The 14,871-nt window shown below is 42.3% G+C and carries 19 protein-coding genes; 18 read left to right on the top strand and 1 reads right to left on the bottom strand.

Annotated features, from left to right (window positions below; all coding sequences use genetic code 11):
• The first annotated feature begins 72 nt into the window (after positions 1-72).
• The 8 genes from HNQ84_RS03875 to ypjB all read left to right on the top strand — a co-directional run bounded on the left by HNQ84_RS03875 (position 73) and on the right by ypjB (position 6,000).
• The gene (locus tag HNQ84_RS03875; RefSeq protein WP_435621234.1) at positions 73-1,326 is read left to right on the top strand and encodes a tetratricopeptide repeat protein; all 1,254 of its coding nucleotides are present in this window, start codon (positions 73-75) and stop codon (positions 1,324-1,326) included.
• Between the two features lie 31 nt (positions 1,327-1,357).
• Positions 1,358-1,882: a ReoY family proteolytic degradation factor gene (locus HNQ84_RS03870; protein ID WP_435621233.1), complete on the top strand. Its 525-nt coding sequence runs from the start codon at positions 1,358-1,360 to the stop codon at positions 1,880-1,882.
• A 105-nt stretch (positions 1,883-1,987) separates the two neighbouring features.
• Positions 1,988-2,422 (top strand): YpiF family protein, encoded by a 435-nt coding sequence (locus HNQ84_RS03865; protein WP_435621232.1) that lies wholly within the window; start codon positions 1,988-1,990, stop codon positions 2,420-2,422.
• A gap of 129 nt (positions 2,423-2,551) precedes the next feature.
• A complete protein-coding gene (locus tag HNQ84_RS03860) occupies positions 2,552-3,061 on the top strand; it encodes a Rieske (2Fe-2S) protein (protein ID WP_003394568.1) in 510 nt (169 codons plus the stop codon).
• Between the two features lie 3 nt (positions 3,062-3,064).
• On the top strand, positions 3,065-3,739 hold the full coding sequence (gene qcrB / locus HNQ84_RS03855) for a menaquinol-cytochrome c reductase cytochrome b subunit (RefSeq protein ID WP_006319468.1): 675 nt from the start codon (positions 3,065-3,067) through the stop codon (positions 3,737-3,739).
• Between the two features lie 25 nt (positions 3,740-3,764).
• The gene (locus HNQ84_RS03850) at positions 3,765-4,532 is read left to right on the top strand and encodes a c-type cytochrome (RefSeq protein ID WP_435621231.1); all 768 of its coding nucleotides are present in this window, start codon (positions 3,765-3,767) and stop codon (positions 4,530-4,532) included.
• Positions 4,533-4,590: 58 nt separating this feature from the next.
• The gene (lhaT, locus tag HNQ84_RS03845) at positions 4,591-5,160 is read left to right on the top strand and encodes a lipoprotein heptaprenylglyceryl N-acetyltransferase LhaT (protein ID WP_435621230.1); all 570 of its coding nucleotides are present in this window, start codon (positions 4,591-4,593) and stop codon (positions 5,158-5,160) included.
• A gap of 66 nt (positions 5,161-5,226) precedes the next feature.
• On the top strand, positions 5,227-6,000 hold the full coding sequence (gene ypjB, locus HNQ84_RS03840; protein ID WP_435621229.1) for a sporulation protein YpjB: 774 nt from the start codon (positions 5,227-5,229) through the stop codon (positions 5,998-6,000).
• Positions 6,001-6,022: 22 nt separating this feature from the next.
• Here the strand turns inward: ypjB and HNQ84_RS03835 are convergent, their stop codons facing one another.
• Positions 6,023-6,883, bottom strand: coding sequence for a YitT family protein (locus HNQ84_RS03835; RefSeq protein WP_435621228.1), 861 nt, complete (start codon positions 6,881-6,883; stop codon positions 6,023-6,025).
• A gap of 118 nt (positions 6,884-7,001) precedes the next feature.
• Between HNQ84_RS03835 and HNQ84_RS03830 the strand changes: the two genes are divergently transcribed.
• The 10 genes from HNQ84_RS03830 to panD all read left to right on the top strand — a co-directional run bounded on the left by HNQ84_RS03830 (position 7,002) and on the right by panD (position 14,819).
• Positions 7,002-7,334 carry a nucleotide pyrophosphohydrolase gene (locus HNQ84_RS03830; RefSeq protein WP_032099866.1) on the top strand — a complete coding sequence of 111 codons (333 nt, stop codon included), beginning with the start codon at positions 7,002-7,004 and terminating at the stop codon, positions 7,332-7,334.
• Complete coding sequence (gene dapB / locus HNQ84_RS03825; RefSeq protein ID WP_435621227.1) at positions 7,331-8,125, top strand: 4-hydroxy-tetrahydrodipicolinate reductase; 795 nt, start codon at positions 7,331-7,333, stop codon at positions 8,123-8,125. The genes HNQ84_RS03830 and dapB overlap by 4 nt, the downstream gene beginning before the upstream one ends.
• A gap of 13 nt (positions 8,126-8,138) precedes the next feature.
• Complete coding sequence (gene mgsA / locus HNQ84_RS03820; protein ID WP_032099864.1) at positions 8,139-8,546, top strand: methylglyoxal synthase; 408 nt, start codon at positions 8,139-8,141, stop codon at positions 8,544-8,546.
• Complete coding sequence (bshB1, locus tag HNQ84_RS03815; protein ID WP_246348803.1) at positions 8,513-9,247, top strand: bacillithiol biosynthesis deacetylase BshB1; 735 nt, start codon at positions 8,513-8,515, stop codon at positions 9,245-9,247. Before mgsA ends, bshB1 begins: the two co-directional genes overlap by 34 nt.
• Positions 9,244-10,374 (top strand): N-acetyl-alpha-D-glucosaminyl L-malate synthase BshA, encoded by a 1,131-nt coding sequence (bshA, locus tag HNQ84_RS03810; protein ID WP_183246662.1) that lies wholly within the window; start codon positions 9,244-9,246, stop codon positions 10,372-10,374. The genes bshB1 and bshA overlap by 4 nt, the downstream gene beginning before the upstream one ends.
• On the top strand, positions 10,374-11,567 hold the full coding sequence (locus tag HNQ84_RS03805; protein ID WP_435621226.1) for a CCA tRNA nucleotidyltransferase: 1,194 nt from the start codon (positions 10,374-10,376) through the stop codon (positions 11,565-11,567). The genes bshA and HNQ84_RS03805 overlap by 1 nt, the downstream gene beginning before the upstream one ends.
• On the top strand, positions 11,537-12,517 hold the full coding sequence (locus HNQ84_RS03800; RefSeq protein ID WP_435621225.1) for a biotin--[acetyl-CoA-carboxylase] ligase: 981 nt from the start codon (positions 11,537-11,539) through the stop codon (positions 12,515-12,517). Before HNQ84_RS03805 ends, HNQ84_RS03800 begins: the two co-directional genes overlap by 31 nt.
• A 224-nt stretch (positions 12,518-12,741) precedes the next feature.
• Complete coding sequence (gene panB, locus HNQ84_RS03795; protein WP_183243132.1) at positions 12,742-13,578, top strand: 3-methyl-2-oxobutanoate hydroxymethyltransferase; 837 nt, start codon at positions 12,742-12,744, stop codon at positions 13,576-13,578.
• The gene (panC, locus tag HNQ84_RS03790) at positions 13,575-14,423 is read left to right on the top strand and encodes a pantoate--beta-alanine ligase (RefSeq protein ID WP_435621224.1); all 849 of its coding nucleotides are present in this window, start codon (positions 13,575-13,577) and stop codon (positions 14,421-14,423) included. The genes panB and panC overlap by 4 nt, the downstream gene beginning before the upstream one ends.
• A 12-nt stretch (positions 14,424-14,435) precedes the next feature.
• On the top strand, positions 14,436-14,819 hold the full coding sequence (gene panD / locus HNQ84_RS03785) for an aspartate 1-decarboxylase (protein ID WP_003394601.1): 384 nt from the start codon (positions 14,436-14,438) through the stop codon (positions 14,817-14,819).
• Positions 14,820-14,871: the final 52 nt, after the last annotated feature.

Raw genomic sequence — 14,871 nt, 5'->3', positions numbered from 1 at the left:
TTCTTTTTTTGCATGGTTATTTGTTCGGTGGTATGATAAAGCGTGATGATATGAATGATGAGGGTGAGATTGATGAAGACAGTAGATCAAATCGTTCAACTCGTTGAACAAGGAGATGTGGAACGCGCGTTAGCACTTGCCGAACAGGTGAAACAAAACGGAAACGATGAAGAGCGATATATGTTGGCCGATCAACTATTTTCATGGGGATTGTTAGAAGAGGCGGAATCGCTCGTTCATATGTTGCTTACACGTTATCCAGACGAACGGGAACTACAACTCTTTTTAGCAGAAATATATACAGAGATGGATAAAGAAGAAGAAGCACTCGAATTGTTGATGGACATAGAAGAAGATGACCCATATTATGTGCGCGCATGCTTGTTAATGGCAGACCTTTATCAAATGCAAGGATTAGATGAAGTAAGTGAACAAAAACTATTAAAAGCGTATGAAAAAATGCCGGACGAACCACTCGTTCAATTTGCATTAGCAGAGTTATACTTTACGACCGGGCAATATCAAAAAAGTTTGCCGTATTATGAACAAGTCATAAACAAAACAAAAACGCTCGCAGGTACTGTCATTGCTCAGCGCATAGCGGAAGCATACAGCTTACTTGGTGAATTCGAACGATCGTTATCTTATTATGAGGAAGCATTAAATGAACGTTTCGATGCCCACACGTTATTTCAATACGGATTTACTGCATATCAAGCGGAAGCATATAAAACAGCTATTGCGAAATTCAGTGAGTTAAAAGCGCTTGATCGTGAGTACGTGCCACTTTATTTATTTTTAGCAAAATCGTATGAACAAGAAGGAGATATACAACAAAGTTACGAAATAGCAAAAGAAGGATTAACAATAGATGAATGGAATAAAGAGTTGCTTGTATATGCTGGGAAAATTGCATTAAAACTCGGCAAGCGAGAGGAAGCGCTAATGTACATTGAAAAAGCGCTCGATATTGATCCGGGTTATTTAGAAGCGTTGTTTATACAGACGAGTTTGCTGTTTCATGAGGAGCGGTATGAAGACGTTGTACATGTCATCCAACAAGCAATCGATCAAGGTGAATACGATCCGCAATTTGAATGGGAGCTTGCGAAGGCGAAGCAAAAGCTTGAAATGTATGATCAGGCATTAAATCATTATGAAGAAGCATATACTTTTTTTAAAGATGATCCAAACTTTTTATATGATTTTGGCTATTTTTTATTTGAGGAGGGAAGAAGAGAGAGAGCGAAAGAAATATTTGAACAACTATTACGTATCGATCCGACAAACGAAGAGATTGCCCACATGATGTTGCAATTTGAATGAAGTTGTCATTCGGATGCAAGGGGGGAAGGGAATGGTTTCTGTCCGGGAGAAAAAAGAATTTGTTCGCTGGTTTTTAAACAACTACCAATTAAAAAGGCGCGAATGTGTATGGATTTTAAACTATTTGCTTAGTCATGATACGCTCATGGAAAAAGTGCATTTTGTAGAACATGCCGAATATTGTCCGCGCGGCATGATGATGTCGACGCATTGTGTTGACGATGTGCCGTTTCGATTTTATAAGCAAAACGTCATCACGACAGATGCGGAAAAATCGTTTCACGATATTCGCTTAAATCGTGATGAGGATATTTACATTCAACTTAATTTTCGCGGTGCATTTCATTCGCCGCAATACGTGGCAGTGCTTGAAGAAAATCCGTATATGCCAAAAAAAGCGAACAAACAAGATGAGCAACTTGTTGAAACGATTGTGCACCAATCGATCCAACATTTTCAACGTCAGAAAATTATGCGGTTAATTGACGAGGCGCTTGATCAGCAAGATGAACAAAAATTTCGCGAGCTGACTGAACAATTAAAAGCGTTGCGCTAACCTCGTGTTTTCGCAACGCTTTTTACTATGTATATATTTGTCACAAAATGTTCAAAAAAATACATATGCATTTCGTGTAATATGGAAACATAAGGAGTGATTTCAATGAAATGGACAGCAAAAGATGTGGACATGTATCAACAAGCGAAAGAGTATGTCGACACAGCGCTCGTTCCGTGTGTACCGATAGGAATCGCAAATATGAAAGCGTTTGCTGAAATGAGCGAGCATACGTTGTTTATTGCAAATGAAGTGGAGCGACAGTTTAAGGGGAGGGTGATGTTATTTCCGCCACTGACATATTTCGTGCAAGAACAAATACAAGCGCGGGTGTATGAATGGATAAACATGTTAAAACAAGCGGGATTTCAACATATATGTTTTGTCACTTCGCATGCAGACATTGCGGATGAATCGTTTGTGTATGTACCAGCGCTTCCGCTTGAACATGCTGATGAATCATACAAGCAAAAAGTCGTGCGCCAACAAGTCGAACAAGTGATGGATGCGTTAGTTGCAAAATGGACGTTAAAAAATTAGATAGCGTTTACACTATCATTATATTGACCTTGGTGGAAACATGATATATCATTAGGTTGTCCTAGTTTTATATATGTGTTATAACAATTCGTCCGGATGGACTTAACTTTGCATAGAGGGGGGAAAACGATGAGCGAGAAAAAGCATCGCGTGTCAAGACGACAGTTTTTAAACTACACGCTAACAGGTGTAGGCGGATTTATGGCAGCTGGTATTTTATCACCAATGGTGCGCTTTGCCTTAGATCCGATTTTAAAAGAAGAAGCTGGGCAAGATATGGTTGCAGTTGCCCAAGTAAAAGACATTACGACAGAACCACAGCGCTTCGACTTCAAAGTAAAAGTAAAAGACGCGTGGTACGAGTCGGAAGAGCCAAGATCTGCGTGGGTATTTAAAGATGAAAATGGGGATATTGTTGCGCTATCACCAATCTGTAAACATCTTGGCTGTACGGTGAACTGGAATGGCGAAAAAAGCAATCCAAACCGTTTCTTCTGTCCTTGTCACTATGGGTTATACGAAAAGGACGGAACGAACGTGCCAAATACGCCGCCACCAGCGCCACTAGACCGTTATGAATACGAAGTAAAAGATGGCACGTTGTATTTAGGTAAAGCGAAACCACGAGGGGAGGCGTAATACATGCTTAATAAGATTTATGATTGGGTTGACGAGCGGCTAGATATTACGCCTTTGTGGCGCGATATCGCAGATCATGAAGTGCCAGAGCACGTAAACCCTGCGCATCACTTTTCAGCGTTTGTTTACTGCTTTGGTGGATTGACGTTTTTCGTTACAGTTATCCAAATTTTATCTGGTATGTTTTTAACGATGTATTACGTACCAGATATTAAAAACGCTTGGGAATCTGTTTATTACTTACAAAACGAAGTGGCGTTTGGGCAAATTGTGCGCGGTATGCATCACTGGGGGGCAAGCCTTGTTATTGTGATGATGTTTTTACATACGTTGCGCGTATTTTTCCAAGGTGCTTACAAAAAGCCACGTGAGTTGAACTGGATCGTTGGTGTACTTATTTTTATGGTTATGATGGGTCTTGGCTTCACAGGTTACTTATTGCCTTGGGACATGAAAGCGCTCTTTGCGACAAAAGTCGGATTGCAAATTGCTGAAGCGACACCAGTTATCGGTCCAGCGATTAAAACGTTATTGGCAGGTCACCATGAAATCGTTGGAGCTCAAACGTTAACGCGCTTCTTTGCGATTCACGTATTCTTCTTGCCAGGGGCGTTATTAGGTTTAATGGCTGCACACTTTTTAATGATTCGAAAACAAGGTATCTCTGGTCCACTGTAAAATTTAGCATAAGGGAGGGAACGATATGCATCGCGGAAAAGGGATGAAATTTGTCGGCGATTCACGCGTGCCTGCCATGCGCAAGCCGAACATTCCGAAAGACTATTCCGAATATCCGGGGAAAACCGAGGCGTTTTGGCCGAACTTTTTATTAAAAGAATGGATGGTCGGCTCCGTCTTTTTAATCGGCTTTTTATGTTTAACCGTCGCACATCCATCGCCACTTGAGCGAATTGCGGATCCGACAGATACAAGTTATATTCCGCTTCCAGACTGGTATTTCTTATTCCTATACCAGTTGTTGAAGTACTCATTTGCATCTGGTCCATATACTGTGATCGGAGCGATCGTTATTCCTGGACTCGCGTTTGGAGCGTTATTGCTTGCACCGTTTTTAGATCGTGGTCCAGAGCGTCGCCCATCGAAGCGCCCAGTTGCTGTCGGTATGATGTTGCTTACGCTCGCTGCAATCATTTTCTTAACATGGGAATCTGTCGTCACGCACGACTGGGAAGCGGCTGCTGAGCAAGGAAAAATTCGTGCGGAAGTAGAAATTGACAAAAATGCAGAAGGATATAAAATTTTAGAAGCAAACACATGCTTAACATGTCACGGCGAAAACTTACAAGGTGGTCCAGCTGCTCCATCTCTTGTCGGCACAGGATTATCTCCTGAGGAAATTGCTAACATCGCAAAAAATGGTAAAGGTGGCATGCCAGGAGGTATTTTCAAAGGTACAGATGAAGAGTTACAAAAGCTTGCAGAATTCGTTGCAGGTTTAAAAGCAGAATAATTGATGAAAGCTGACTGAACATCAGTCAGCTTTTTTGTACATATGGGAGGTTCGGTATATGTTATACATACGTGATTGGTTGATGCATCGCTCGTTTCTTATGCTATTATTGGTCGTCAATGTCATTGGGACAATTTATGGTTATGTATGGTATGGACCACAGTTGTCGGAAACCCCAGCGATCTTTCTTCCGTTTGTCCCGGATAGTCCAACAGCGAGTTTGTTTTTTGTTTTTGTTGTAATCGCGTGGCTTCGTCATACGCATTGGCCGCTCATGGAAGCGTTGGCGGTTGTTACGCTCGTGAAATATGGCATTTGGGCTGTTGTCATGAATATGCTTGTATTTATTGTGACAGGAGAACTCGGTTGGGCGGGATGGATGCTCGTGATATCGCATGGAGCCATGGCGGTGCAAGCATTGTTGTATGCCCCACATTACCGCATGTCGTTTGTTCATGTTGTCATCGCTGCCATTTGGACATTGCATAACGACGTCATCGATTACGTGTTTGGGATGATGCCGCAATATCGGATGTTGGCGCAATATACGCTACAAATCGGCTATTTTACATTTTGGCTAAGCATCGTTTCAATTGCGGTGGCGTACATTTTTTCACGCCAGCGATAAATCAAGGTCTATGTCTCTTTTTGCGATCATATATTCAATAGTAAGATCGTAAGGAGGGACAAGGAGATGCGCATTCGATTCGTCGTGATGTTTATCATCATTTCTTTATTTCCGTATACCGTATATGCAAACGGACATGAGTGGGACAAACTCGATCAAATTTCTGACGAAGCGCTTCAGCTAACAAAAAATGATCGCCTGCAAGAAGCAAAGCAGTTATTAGAATATTTCGAAAAACAATTCGCATTATTTCGTGAAGACATTCATTCCATGGATGTCATATATGTGTTAACGGCTACGCACGAAGAAGCATTAAAAGCGGTTACGACATCGAGTGTACCGATGGAACAACGAATCAATCAATTGACGCAATTTCGGCTTGCTGTTGATGCTGTTCACACGAAACATCAACCGCTTTGGAAAGAAATGAAATACGCTGTCATGTCAGCGTTTGAAAAGATGAAGCAAGCGATGGAACGTGAGGACGAACAATTATTTCAACAAGCGTTTCATCAATTTTTACAACGGTATCAACTGATTGAACCGAGCGTAAAAATTAACGTTGATCGTGAACAAGTCCAACGTGTATCTGCTCACATTTCTCTTTTAGAAGCTCCTGCTTTTCGTCAATTGCATGCAACAGAGCGAATGAAAGAGTTGCGACAAATGGAAGATGATTTGCAAGCTTTGTTTGCTGATGGAAAAAAAGAAACGACACTTCCGTCACTTTGGTGGGTCATGACGTCTATCGGTGGTATGATTATTATGACGTTAACGTATGTAGGATGGCGAAAATATCATGGAGAAAAAGAAAGAAAAATGGTAAGAGATAAACAATAAAAGCGTCCGTCGATGGACGCTTTTATTCATGTAGCGGTTGTTTATTTTCATCTAATGTAAATCCTTCACCATGTACATCGTGCACATCGCTAATAGCGACAAATGCATATGGGTCAACGGACGTGATAATGGATTTTAAACGTGATAATTCATTTTTAGCTACAACGCAATATAAAACATCTCGTTCTCGTTTTGTGTAAGAGCCGATTCCTTTTAAAATTGTAACTCCTCGCTCCATTTCCGTCATAATTTTTTCTGAAATTAAATCGCTTTTTTCAGAAATAATGGTCGCTCCTTTTGCTGCATATGCGCCTTCTTGCAAAAAGTCAATCACGCGCGCCCCGACAAACACTGCAACGAGCGTATACATGCCTTCACGGTACGGTAAATACGTCAGTAAAGAGAGGAAAATGACACATGAGTCGAACAAAAACATCGTTTTCCCCATACTAATGCCCTTATATTTATATACGAGCCGAGCAATAATATCGACACCACCTGTTGTTCCACCGTAGCGGAAAATAATACCGAGACCGACCCCGATAAACACACCAGCAAACAATGCAGCTAACGTAAGGTCGTTATTGAGCGGAATGTGAAATCCGTATCGTTGAAAAATCCAAAGAAATACAGATAAACTAACTGTTCCGAGAATCGTATAAAAAAACGTCGTCCGTCCAAGCAATTTCCATCCGATAAAAAACAGCGGGATGTTCAGTACTAAGTTTGAAATAGAAGGATCAATGCCAAATAAAAAATATAAAAGAAGGGTAATCCCTGTAAATCCGCCTTCCGCTAGTTTATTTTCCATATTAAAGTGGACAAGTCCAAACGCAAAAATAGCAGATCCTAGTAAAATAAATGCGACATTTCTTAGTTTCATCGTCTTCACCTCTCGAATATGACTGCGTTTTTTATTATAGAGGAATGTGATTGCACCCGTCAAAAACATTTGTCAAATGCCTTACTTTTAGCTAACATGAATGTAAGAGGTGAAGACAATGGAAAAAACGATGCGGCAAATGCAACACGAAGTTGACGAATACATTGGACAGTTTAAAGAAGGGTATTTTAGTCCGCTAGCAATGCTTGCTCGTTTAACAGAAGAATTAGGCGAGCTCGCCCGCGAAGTGAACCATCACTATGGTGAAAAGCCAAAAAAGAAAACGGAACGAGAAAAAACGATTCAAGAAGAATTAGGGGATGTATTGTTTGTACTTATATGTATGGCCAATTCGTTACATATCGATTTACAAGAAGCGCATGATACGGTCATGCATAAATTTCAAACGCGAGATCGCGATCGTTGGACAAGAAAGGAAGAGGGAAGATGATTCGAATTGTTATTGCCGGCCCGCGTGGACGAATGGGTAGAGAAGCCGTTTCTCTCGTTCATGATACAAAACATTTTGAGCTTGTCGCTGTTGTAGACCGAATGAACGAAGGAAAAACGTTAGCACAACTTGACGGTTTCCCAGCGATTGAAGCCCCGATTTTTACAGATTTAGAGCGATGTTTGCAAACAGTGCAAGCGAACGTATTAATCGATTTAACGACGCCAGAAGTCGGAAAACGTCATGCGGAAATCGCATTGCATTACGGTGTTCGCCCGGTCGTTGGTACGACAGGATTTACAGAAGATGATTTAACACGTTTAACACAAGTAGCTGAAGAGAAAAAAATTGGTGCAATTATTGCCCCAAATTTTGCGATTGGTGCAATTTTAATGATGAAATTTGCACAAATGGCGGCTAAATATTTTCCTCACGTAGAAATCATTGAACTTCATCACGATCAAAAACTTGATGCTCCGTCTGGTACAGCGTTGAAAACAGCGCAGCTCATTCAACAAGTACGTCCTTCATTCATACAAGGGCATGAAGCTGAAAAAGAGACGATGGAAGGAGCGCGCGGAGCCTTATATGACGGCATGCGCATTCATAGCGTTCGCTTGCCGGGGCTTGTAGCACATCAAGAAGTCATTTTTGGTGGCGATGGACAAACATTGACAATTCGTCACGATTCGTTCCATCGTTCATCATTTATGTCAGGTGTTCGTTTTTCTGTTGAGACGGTGATGAAGCTAGAAACGCTCGTATATGGATTAGAACATTTAATTGAATAAGGAGGAGAGGGAATTGAAAATTGCTTTAATTGCGCACGATAAAAAGAAGGAAGATATGGTTCAGTTTGTGACAGCTTATCAACATATTTTAGCTGAACATGAGCTATATGCAACAGGTACGACGGGATTGCGCATTCAAGAAGCGACAGGTCTTTCTGTTCATCGCTTTCAATCTGGTCCACTTGGAGGCGATCAGCAAATCGGTGCGATGATTGCAAATAACGATATGGATATGGTTATTTTCTTCCGCGATCCATTGACAGCTCAACCACACGAACCGGATGTTAGCGCTCTTATTCGTCTTTGTGACGTGTATGCTATTCCGTTAGCGACAAACATGGGAACAGCTGAAGTACTCATACACGGTTTAGAGCGTGGCGATTTTGCATGGCGAAATATTGTGAAGCGAGGGAAGAAGTAATGCATATGTTAGCATTTGGCGCCCATCCCGATGATGTTGAAATCGGCATGGGCGGCACGATTGCGAAATACGCTCAACAAGGATATAACATCGGTATATGCGACTTGACGTTAGCAGAGCTATCATCGAACGGAACGGTACATATTCGCCAGCAAGAAGCGAAGCGGGCAGCTGACATTCTCGGCGTTCATACACGTATACAGCTCAATCTTCCAGATCGTGGACTAACCATGCAAAAAGAGCATATTGATCCGATCGTGACCGTTATTCGTACATATCGACCGCATATTGTGTTTGCACCATATTGGGAAGATCGCCATCCAGATCATGGTCAATGCGCGAGATTAGTGGAAGAAGCGGTGTTTTCAGCTGCCATTCGCCGTTATGAAGATGGTCAACAGCTACCTCCTCATCGCGTGCAAGCCGTTTATTTTTATATGATTAACGGATTTCATCGCCCTCATTTTGTCGTCGATATTAGTGATACAATCGATAAAAAATTAGCGAGTTTACAGGCATACGAAAGCCAATTCGATCGAATGAGCGATTCAGTTGACACGCCGTTAACGAACGGATATATTGAAACCGTTGAAAGCCGCGAACGATTATTTGGCAAAGAAGTTGGCGTCTCGTTTGCGGAAGGATTTATGACAAAAAAACCAATTATACTTGCACAAGATTTGTTAGGGGAAGAAAAATGAAACTGAAAATAGGAATCGTTTGTTATCCGTCAGTCGGCGGCTCTGGGGTCGTTGCGACGGAATTAGGAAAAATGCTTGCTGAACGTGGTCATGATATTCACTTTATTTCATCAAGCATTCCATTTCGACTCAATAAAGTGTATCCGAACATTTATTATCATGAAGTGACAGTGAATCCGTATTCTGTATTTCAATATCCGCCATACGATTTGGCATTGGCAAGTAAAATTGCAGAAGTGGCGAAGCGGGAGCAACTTGACATCATTCACGCCCACTATGCTGTTCCGCACGCCCTTTGCGCCTTTTTAGCAAAACAAATGGTCGGTGATCATTTAAAAATTGTGACGACGCTACATGGTACAGATATTACTGTGCTCGGGTACGATCCGTCATTAAGTGACTTAATTAAATTTGGTATCGAACAATCCGATGTTGTCACAGCCGTATCCAATGCATTAGCTATTCAAACGTATGAACTACTTGATGTGCAAAAGCCGATTCAAACGGTGTATAACTTTGTTGACGAACGTGTATACAGCAAACGGCGAAATGATGAACTCCGTCGGCAATACGGCATCGCCCCGCATGAAAAAGTAGTTATTCATGTGTCGAACTTTAGAAAAGTAAAGCGGGTATGCGATGTCGTCCGTACGTTTGCGCTCGTTGTGAAACAAGTCCCTGCGAAATTACTCCTTGTCGGTGATGGACCAGAAATGACAGTCGTTTGTCGCCTTGTGAAAGAATTGAAACTATGCGAATATGTTCGCTTTTTAGGGAAACAAGAAAATTTAGCGGACTTGTACTCGATTAGTGATGTGAAATTATTATTGTCAGAAAAGGAAAGCTTCGGTCTTGTTTTACTTGAGGCGATGGCATGTCATGTGCCTTGCGTTGGCACGGCGATTGGCGGCATTCCCGAAGTCATTGAGGATGGAAAAAACGGCTTTTTATGTGCGCTCGGTGATATCAACGATGCGGCACGTCAAACACTTCGTTTATTAACGGATGAAGCTCTTCGTCAAACGATGGGACAAAAGGCGTGTGAAACCGTGTATGAAAAATTTTATTCTGAGAAAATCGTGGCACAATATGAACATATTTATTTTCAACTTAAAGGGGATGAATGATGAACGAACAATTTCAACAGGCGCTGTCTGTCATTGAAACATTAAAACGTCATGGACATGAAGCGTATTTTGTCGGTGGGGCGGTTCGTGACTATTTACTACAAAGACCGATCGGTGACATTGATATTGCGACATCTGCCCATCCACAAGAAGTAATGTCCATCTTTCCGAAAACCGTTCCTGTCGGTATTGCGCACGGAACGGTGATAGTTATCGAGCGTGGCGTTTCATATGAAGTGACAACATTTCGAAAAGAAGGACGTTACGAAGATTATCGAAGGCCGAAAGATGTCACGTTCGTCAGCTCCCTTTATGAAGATTTGCAGCGACGCGATTTTACGATGAATGCCATCGCGATGAATGAGCACGGTGACATCATCGATCCGTTTGGGGGAACGGAAGCGTTGAAGCAGCGCATCATTGAAACGGTTGGCGATGCTGCGGAGCGCTTTAACGAAGATGCGTTACGGATGATGCGAGCGCTTCGGTTTGTCAGCCAACTCGGCTTTTCTTTATCTACAAAGACAAAACAAGCCATTATACAATACGGACATTTATTGCAACATATTGCTGTTGAGCGCATCGCCGTTGAATTTGAAAAATTGCTGCTCGGTCCGTTTATGTCAAAAGCAATTGATCTCTTAATCGAAACGAATTTATTTTGTTATTTGCCAGAGCTTGCTACGAAAAAAAAGGAGCTTGCTCAACTAGCTACCTATTCCATTGTGCCGACTCATCGCACGGAAGCATGGGCGCGATTTGCATTTGTCGTCCATTTTCATCAAAAAGAACTAAAAAAATGGAAATTACCAAACCACTTCATTCGTGACATTTTGATTTGTTTAAAGGCGCTCGAACATATTCGTTCGCTTTCGGATTGGACAATTGACACATTGTATGAGTATGGATCATACATTCCACACATTGAGCGCATACGCGCAGCATTGGATCATGATGAACCACATGTGCATCTGTTATTGAAACAATGGGAGGCGTTACCCATTCACAATCGTAAAGAGCTTGCGATTAATGGGAACGATTTGCTTATTTTATTTGAAAGAAAAGCTGGTCCATGGTTAGCTGAAATGATTGAAAACATCGAGCGTGCCGTACTGCATCATGAAGTGGAAAATGAGAAAGAGAAGCTAAAGGAGTGGGCGGTATGCAATCAGAGACGAGAAAACAACTGTTGAAACTATTTACAGAAGCAGGTGGAGCGTTTTTATCCGGACAAAAGATTAGTGAGCAGCTCGGTTGCTCACGAACAGCTGTTTGGAAACATATTGAAGATTTAAGGAAAGAAGGATTTGAAGTTGAAGCCGTTCGCAGGCTTGGCTATCGCTTAAAACAAATGCCTGATAAACTGAACGCAAATGAGGTTCAGCTCGGGTTAAAAACGAAACGTTTTGGTTGGAACGTATATGACCAAGAAAGCGTGCCTTCGACGCAACAATTAGCTCATCAACTTGCCCACGAGGGTGCCGAAGAAGGAACGATTGTCATTGCCGAGGAGCAGACGGCAGGAAGAGGGCGTTTAAACCGATCATGGCACTCACCGAAAGGAACAGGGATTTGGATGAGTTTAATTTTGCGCCCGTCTATTCCACCGCAACAAGCGCCTCAGCTGACGCTTTTAGTTGCTGTTGCGGTTGCCGAAGCGATCCAGGAAGTAACAAACATCGTACCGGATATTAAATGGCCGAACGATATATTAGTCAATGGCAAAAAAGTCGCCGGCATTTTAACGGAATTGCAAGCCGATCCCGATCAAGTGCGGGCAGTCATCGTCGGCATCGGCATGAACGTCAATCAAAAACAGTTCCCAAATGATATTGCCCCGATTGCGACGTCTCTAGCGCTTGAAACGGGACGAACGTTCCACCGTCCGAAAATTGTTCAAACATTGTTACAAAAGTTAGAACAGCTATATGGACAGTATTTACAACACGGCTTTCTACCGATTAAACTGTTGTGGGAAGGCTATGCAGTCACGATTGGTCAACAAATTGTAGCGCGTACGCTAAATGGAGCGATTCGCGGTGTGGCGCTTGGAATTACAGATTCAGGTACATTAAAAGTGCGAACTGAAGACGGGGCGATTCATTACATTTACTCGGCAGATATTGAAATAAAAAAAGAGTAGGAAAATTTCTAAATATTTGTTAAAATGAAAGCGGTTGAAATTGGGCAGTATCTTCATAAGAACTGCACCACGCATATGACATATTAACGATCATTTCTGCCTTGATCCGATTAACCGGACGGGGACAGAGGGATGGAGCAAACCAAAAAGTCCTTCTTTCTCTATTTTGGCAGAAAGAAGGCTTTTTTTATCCATTTCCTCTGCATATTGAGAGGAGGATGTATATGAAAACGAAATTAGATTTTTTGAACATGAAAAAAAATCATGAGCCGATTGTTATGCTAACGGCTTACGATTATCCATCAGCGAAGCTTGCTGAGGCAGCCGGTGTTGACATGATTTTAGTCGGCGATTCGCTTGGAATGGTCGTATTAGGATACGATTCAACGATCCCTGTAACAGTGGAAGATATGATTCATCATACGAAAGCTGTTCGACGTGGCGCGCCAAATACGTTTATCGTCACCGATATGCCTTTTATGTCGTACAGCACGCTTCCTGACGCGTTAAAACATGCAAAAGCAATCATGCAACAATCAGGTGCAAATGCTGTAAAAGTCGAAGGGGCAGGTTCTGTATTACAAGTCATTTCTTCTTTAACAGAAGCAGGCGTGCCTGTTGTCGCTCACCTCGGTTTAACGCCACAATCGGTCGGTGTGTTAGGTGGATATAAAGTACAAGGAAAAGATGCCGAAAGTGCTCGACGTCTCATACAAGAAGCAAAAGCGTGTGAACAAGCCGGAGCGATCGCCCTCGTTTTAGAATGTGTACCGAAGCAACTTGGTGAAGCGATAACAAAGCAATTAACGATCCCGACGATCGGTATCGGAGCCGGAGTTGGTACGGATGGACAAGTGCTCGTCTATCATGATGTTCTCGGATATGGTGTAGAACGCATTCCGAAATTTGTCAAACAATATACGAACATTCAACAAACGATGCAACAAGCGCTAGCGGAGTATGTGGCTGACGTAAAAACGCGTCAATTTCCAAGCGATGAGCAATCATTTACGATGAATGAACAACAATGGCTAGCGTTATACGGAGGGAAACAATCGTGATTACAATCGAAAAAATTGAACAGATGCAAGCCCGTATGATGGCCGAACGGAAAAAAGGAAAAACGATCGGTTTCGTGCCAACGATGGGCTACTTGCACGAAGGACACGTCGCGTTATTAAAACGCGCACGAGAGGAAAATGATTTTGTTGTTTTAAGCATTTTCGTCAACCCGCTTCAATTCGGACCGAATGAAGATTTTGATCGTTATCCGCGCGATTTTGAGCGCGATCATGAAATAGCTAAACGGGCGGGTGTTGATATCATCTTCTATCCGTCCGTTCGTGAAATGTATCCGCATAAGCCGTCGGTAACAGTGAAGGTGCATGAGCGCGTCGATGTACTTTGTGGCAAATCTCGCCCAGGGCACTTTGACGGGGTCGCAACGGTTGTGACGAAACTGTTTCATATTGTCATGCCACATCGCGCATATTTTGGAATGAAAGATGCGCAACAAGTGGCGGTCATCGATGGGCTTATTCGTGATTTCCATTTTCCGATTGAACTCGTTGCTGTTCCGACAGTGCGTGAAGACGATGGACTGGCGAAAAGTTCACGTAATGTGTATTTAAGCGAGCAAGAGCGAAAAGAAGCGCCTGCGTTATATGCGGCTTTACAAAGAGGAAAAGCATTTATCGAAGCCGGAGAACGCGACGTAGAGAAGGTACGACAAGCGATTGTGCATCATATTGAACAACATACAAACGGTGTCATTGATTACGTTGAAATTTACTCTTACCCAGAGCTAAAGCCACTCGAGACGTTACAAGGAAAGATCATCCTTGCGCTCGCTGTACGGTTTACAAACGCTCGTTTGATTGATAATATCGTTATGAACGTACAATAAGGAGGCAACACCATGTTCCGTACATTAATGAACGCTAAAATTCATCGTGCTCGTGTGACGGAAGCGAATTTAAATTATGTTGGTAGCATTACAATTGATGAAGATATTTTAGATGCAGTTGGGATGGTTCCAAATGAGAAAGTGCAAATTGTAAATAATAATAATGGAGCACGATTCGAAACATATATTATTCCTGGTGAAAGAGGAAGCGGTGTGTTTTGTTTAAATGGAGCGGCAGCTCGTCTTGTTCAAAAAGATGACATTATTATCGTCATCTCATACGTACTCGTACCAGAAGAAAAATTGGCGTCTCACCGCCCGAAAATTGCGATTATGGACGAGCATAACCGCATTAAAGAACTCATCGTACAAGAGCCGGCGGCGACCGTTTTATAACGGGAGCCATGCCGCCTCTTTTTGTTTGTTACACAGATGTGAGGTGAAAAAA

This window comes from Anoxybacillus eryuanensis (genome assembly GCF_051200995.1).
GTDB lineage: Bacteria > Bacillota > Bacilli > Bacillales > Anoxybacillaceae > Anoxybacillus > Anoxybacillus tengchongensis.
This window is presented reverse-complemented; position numbering and strand designations above follow the sequence as displayed.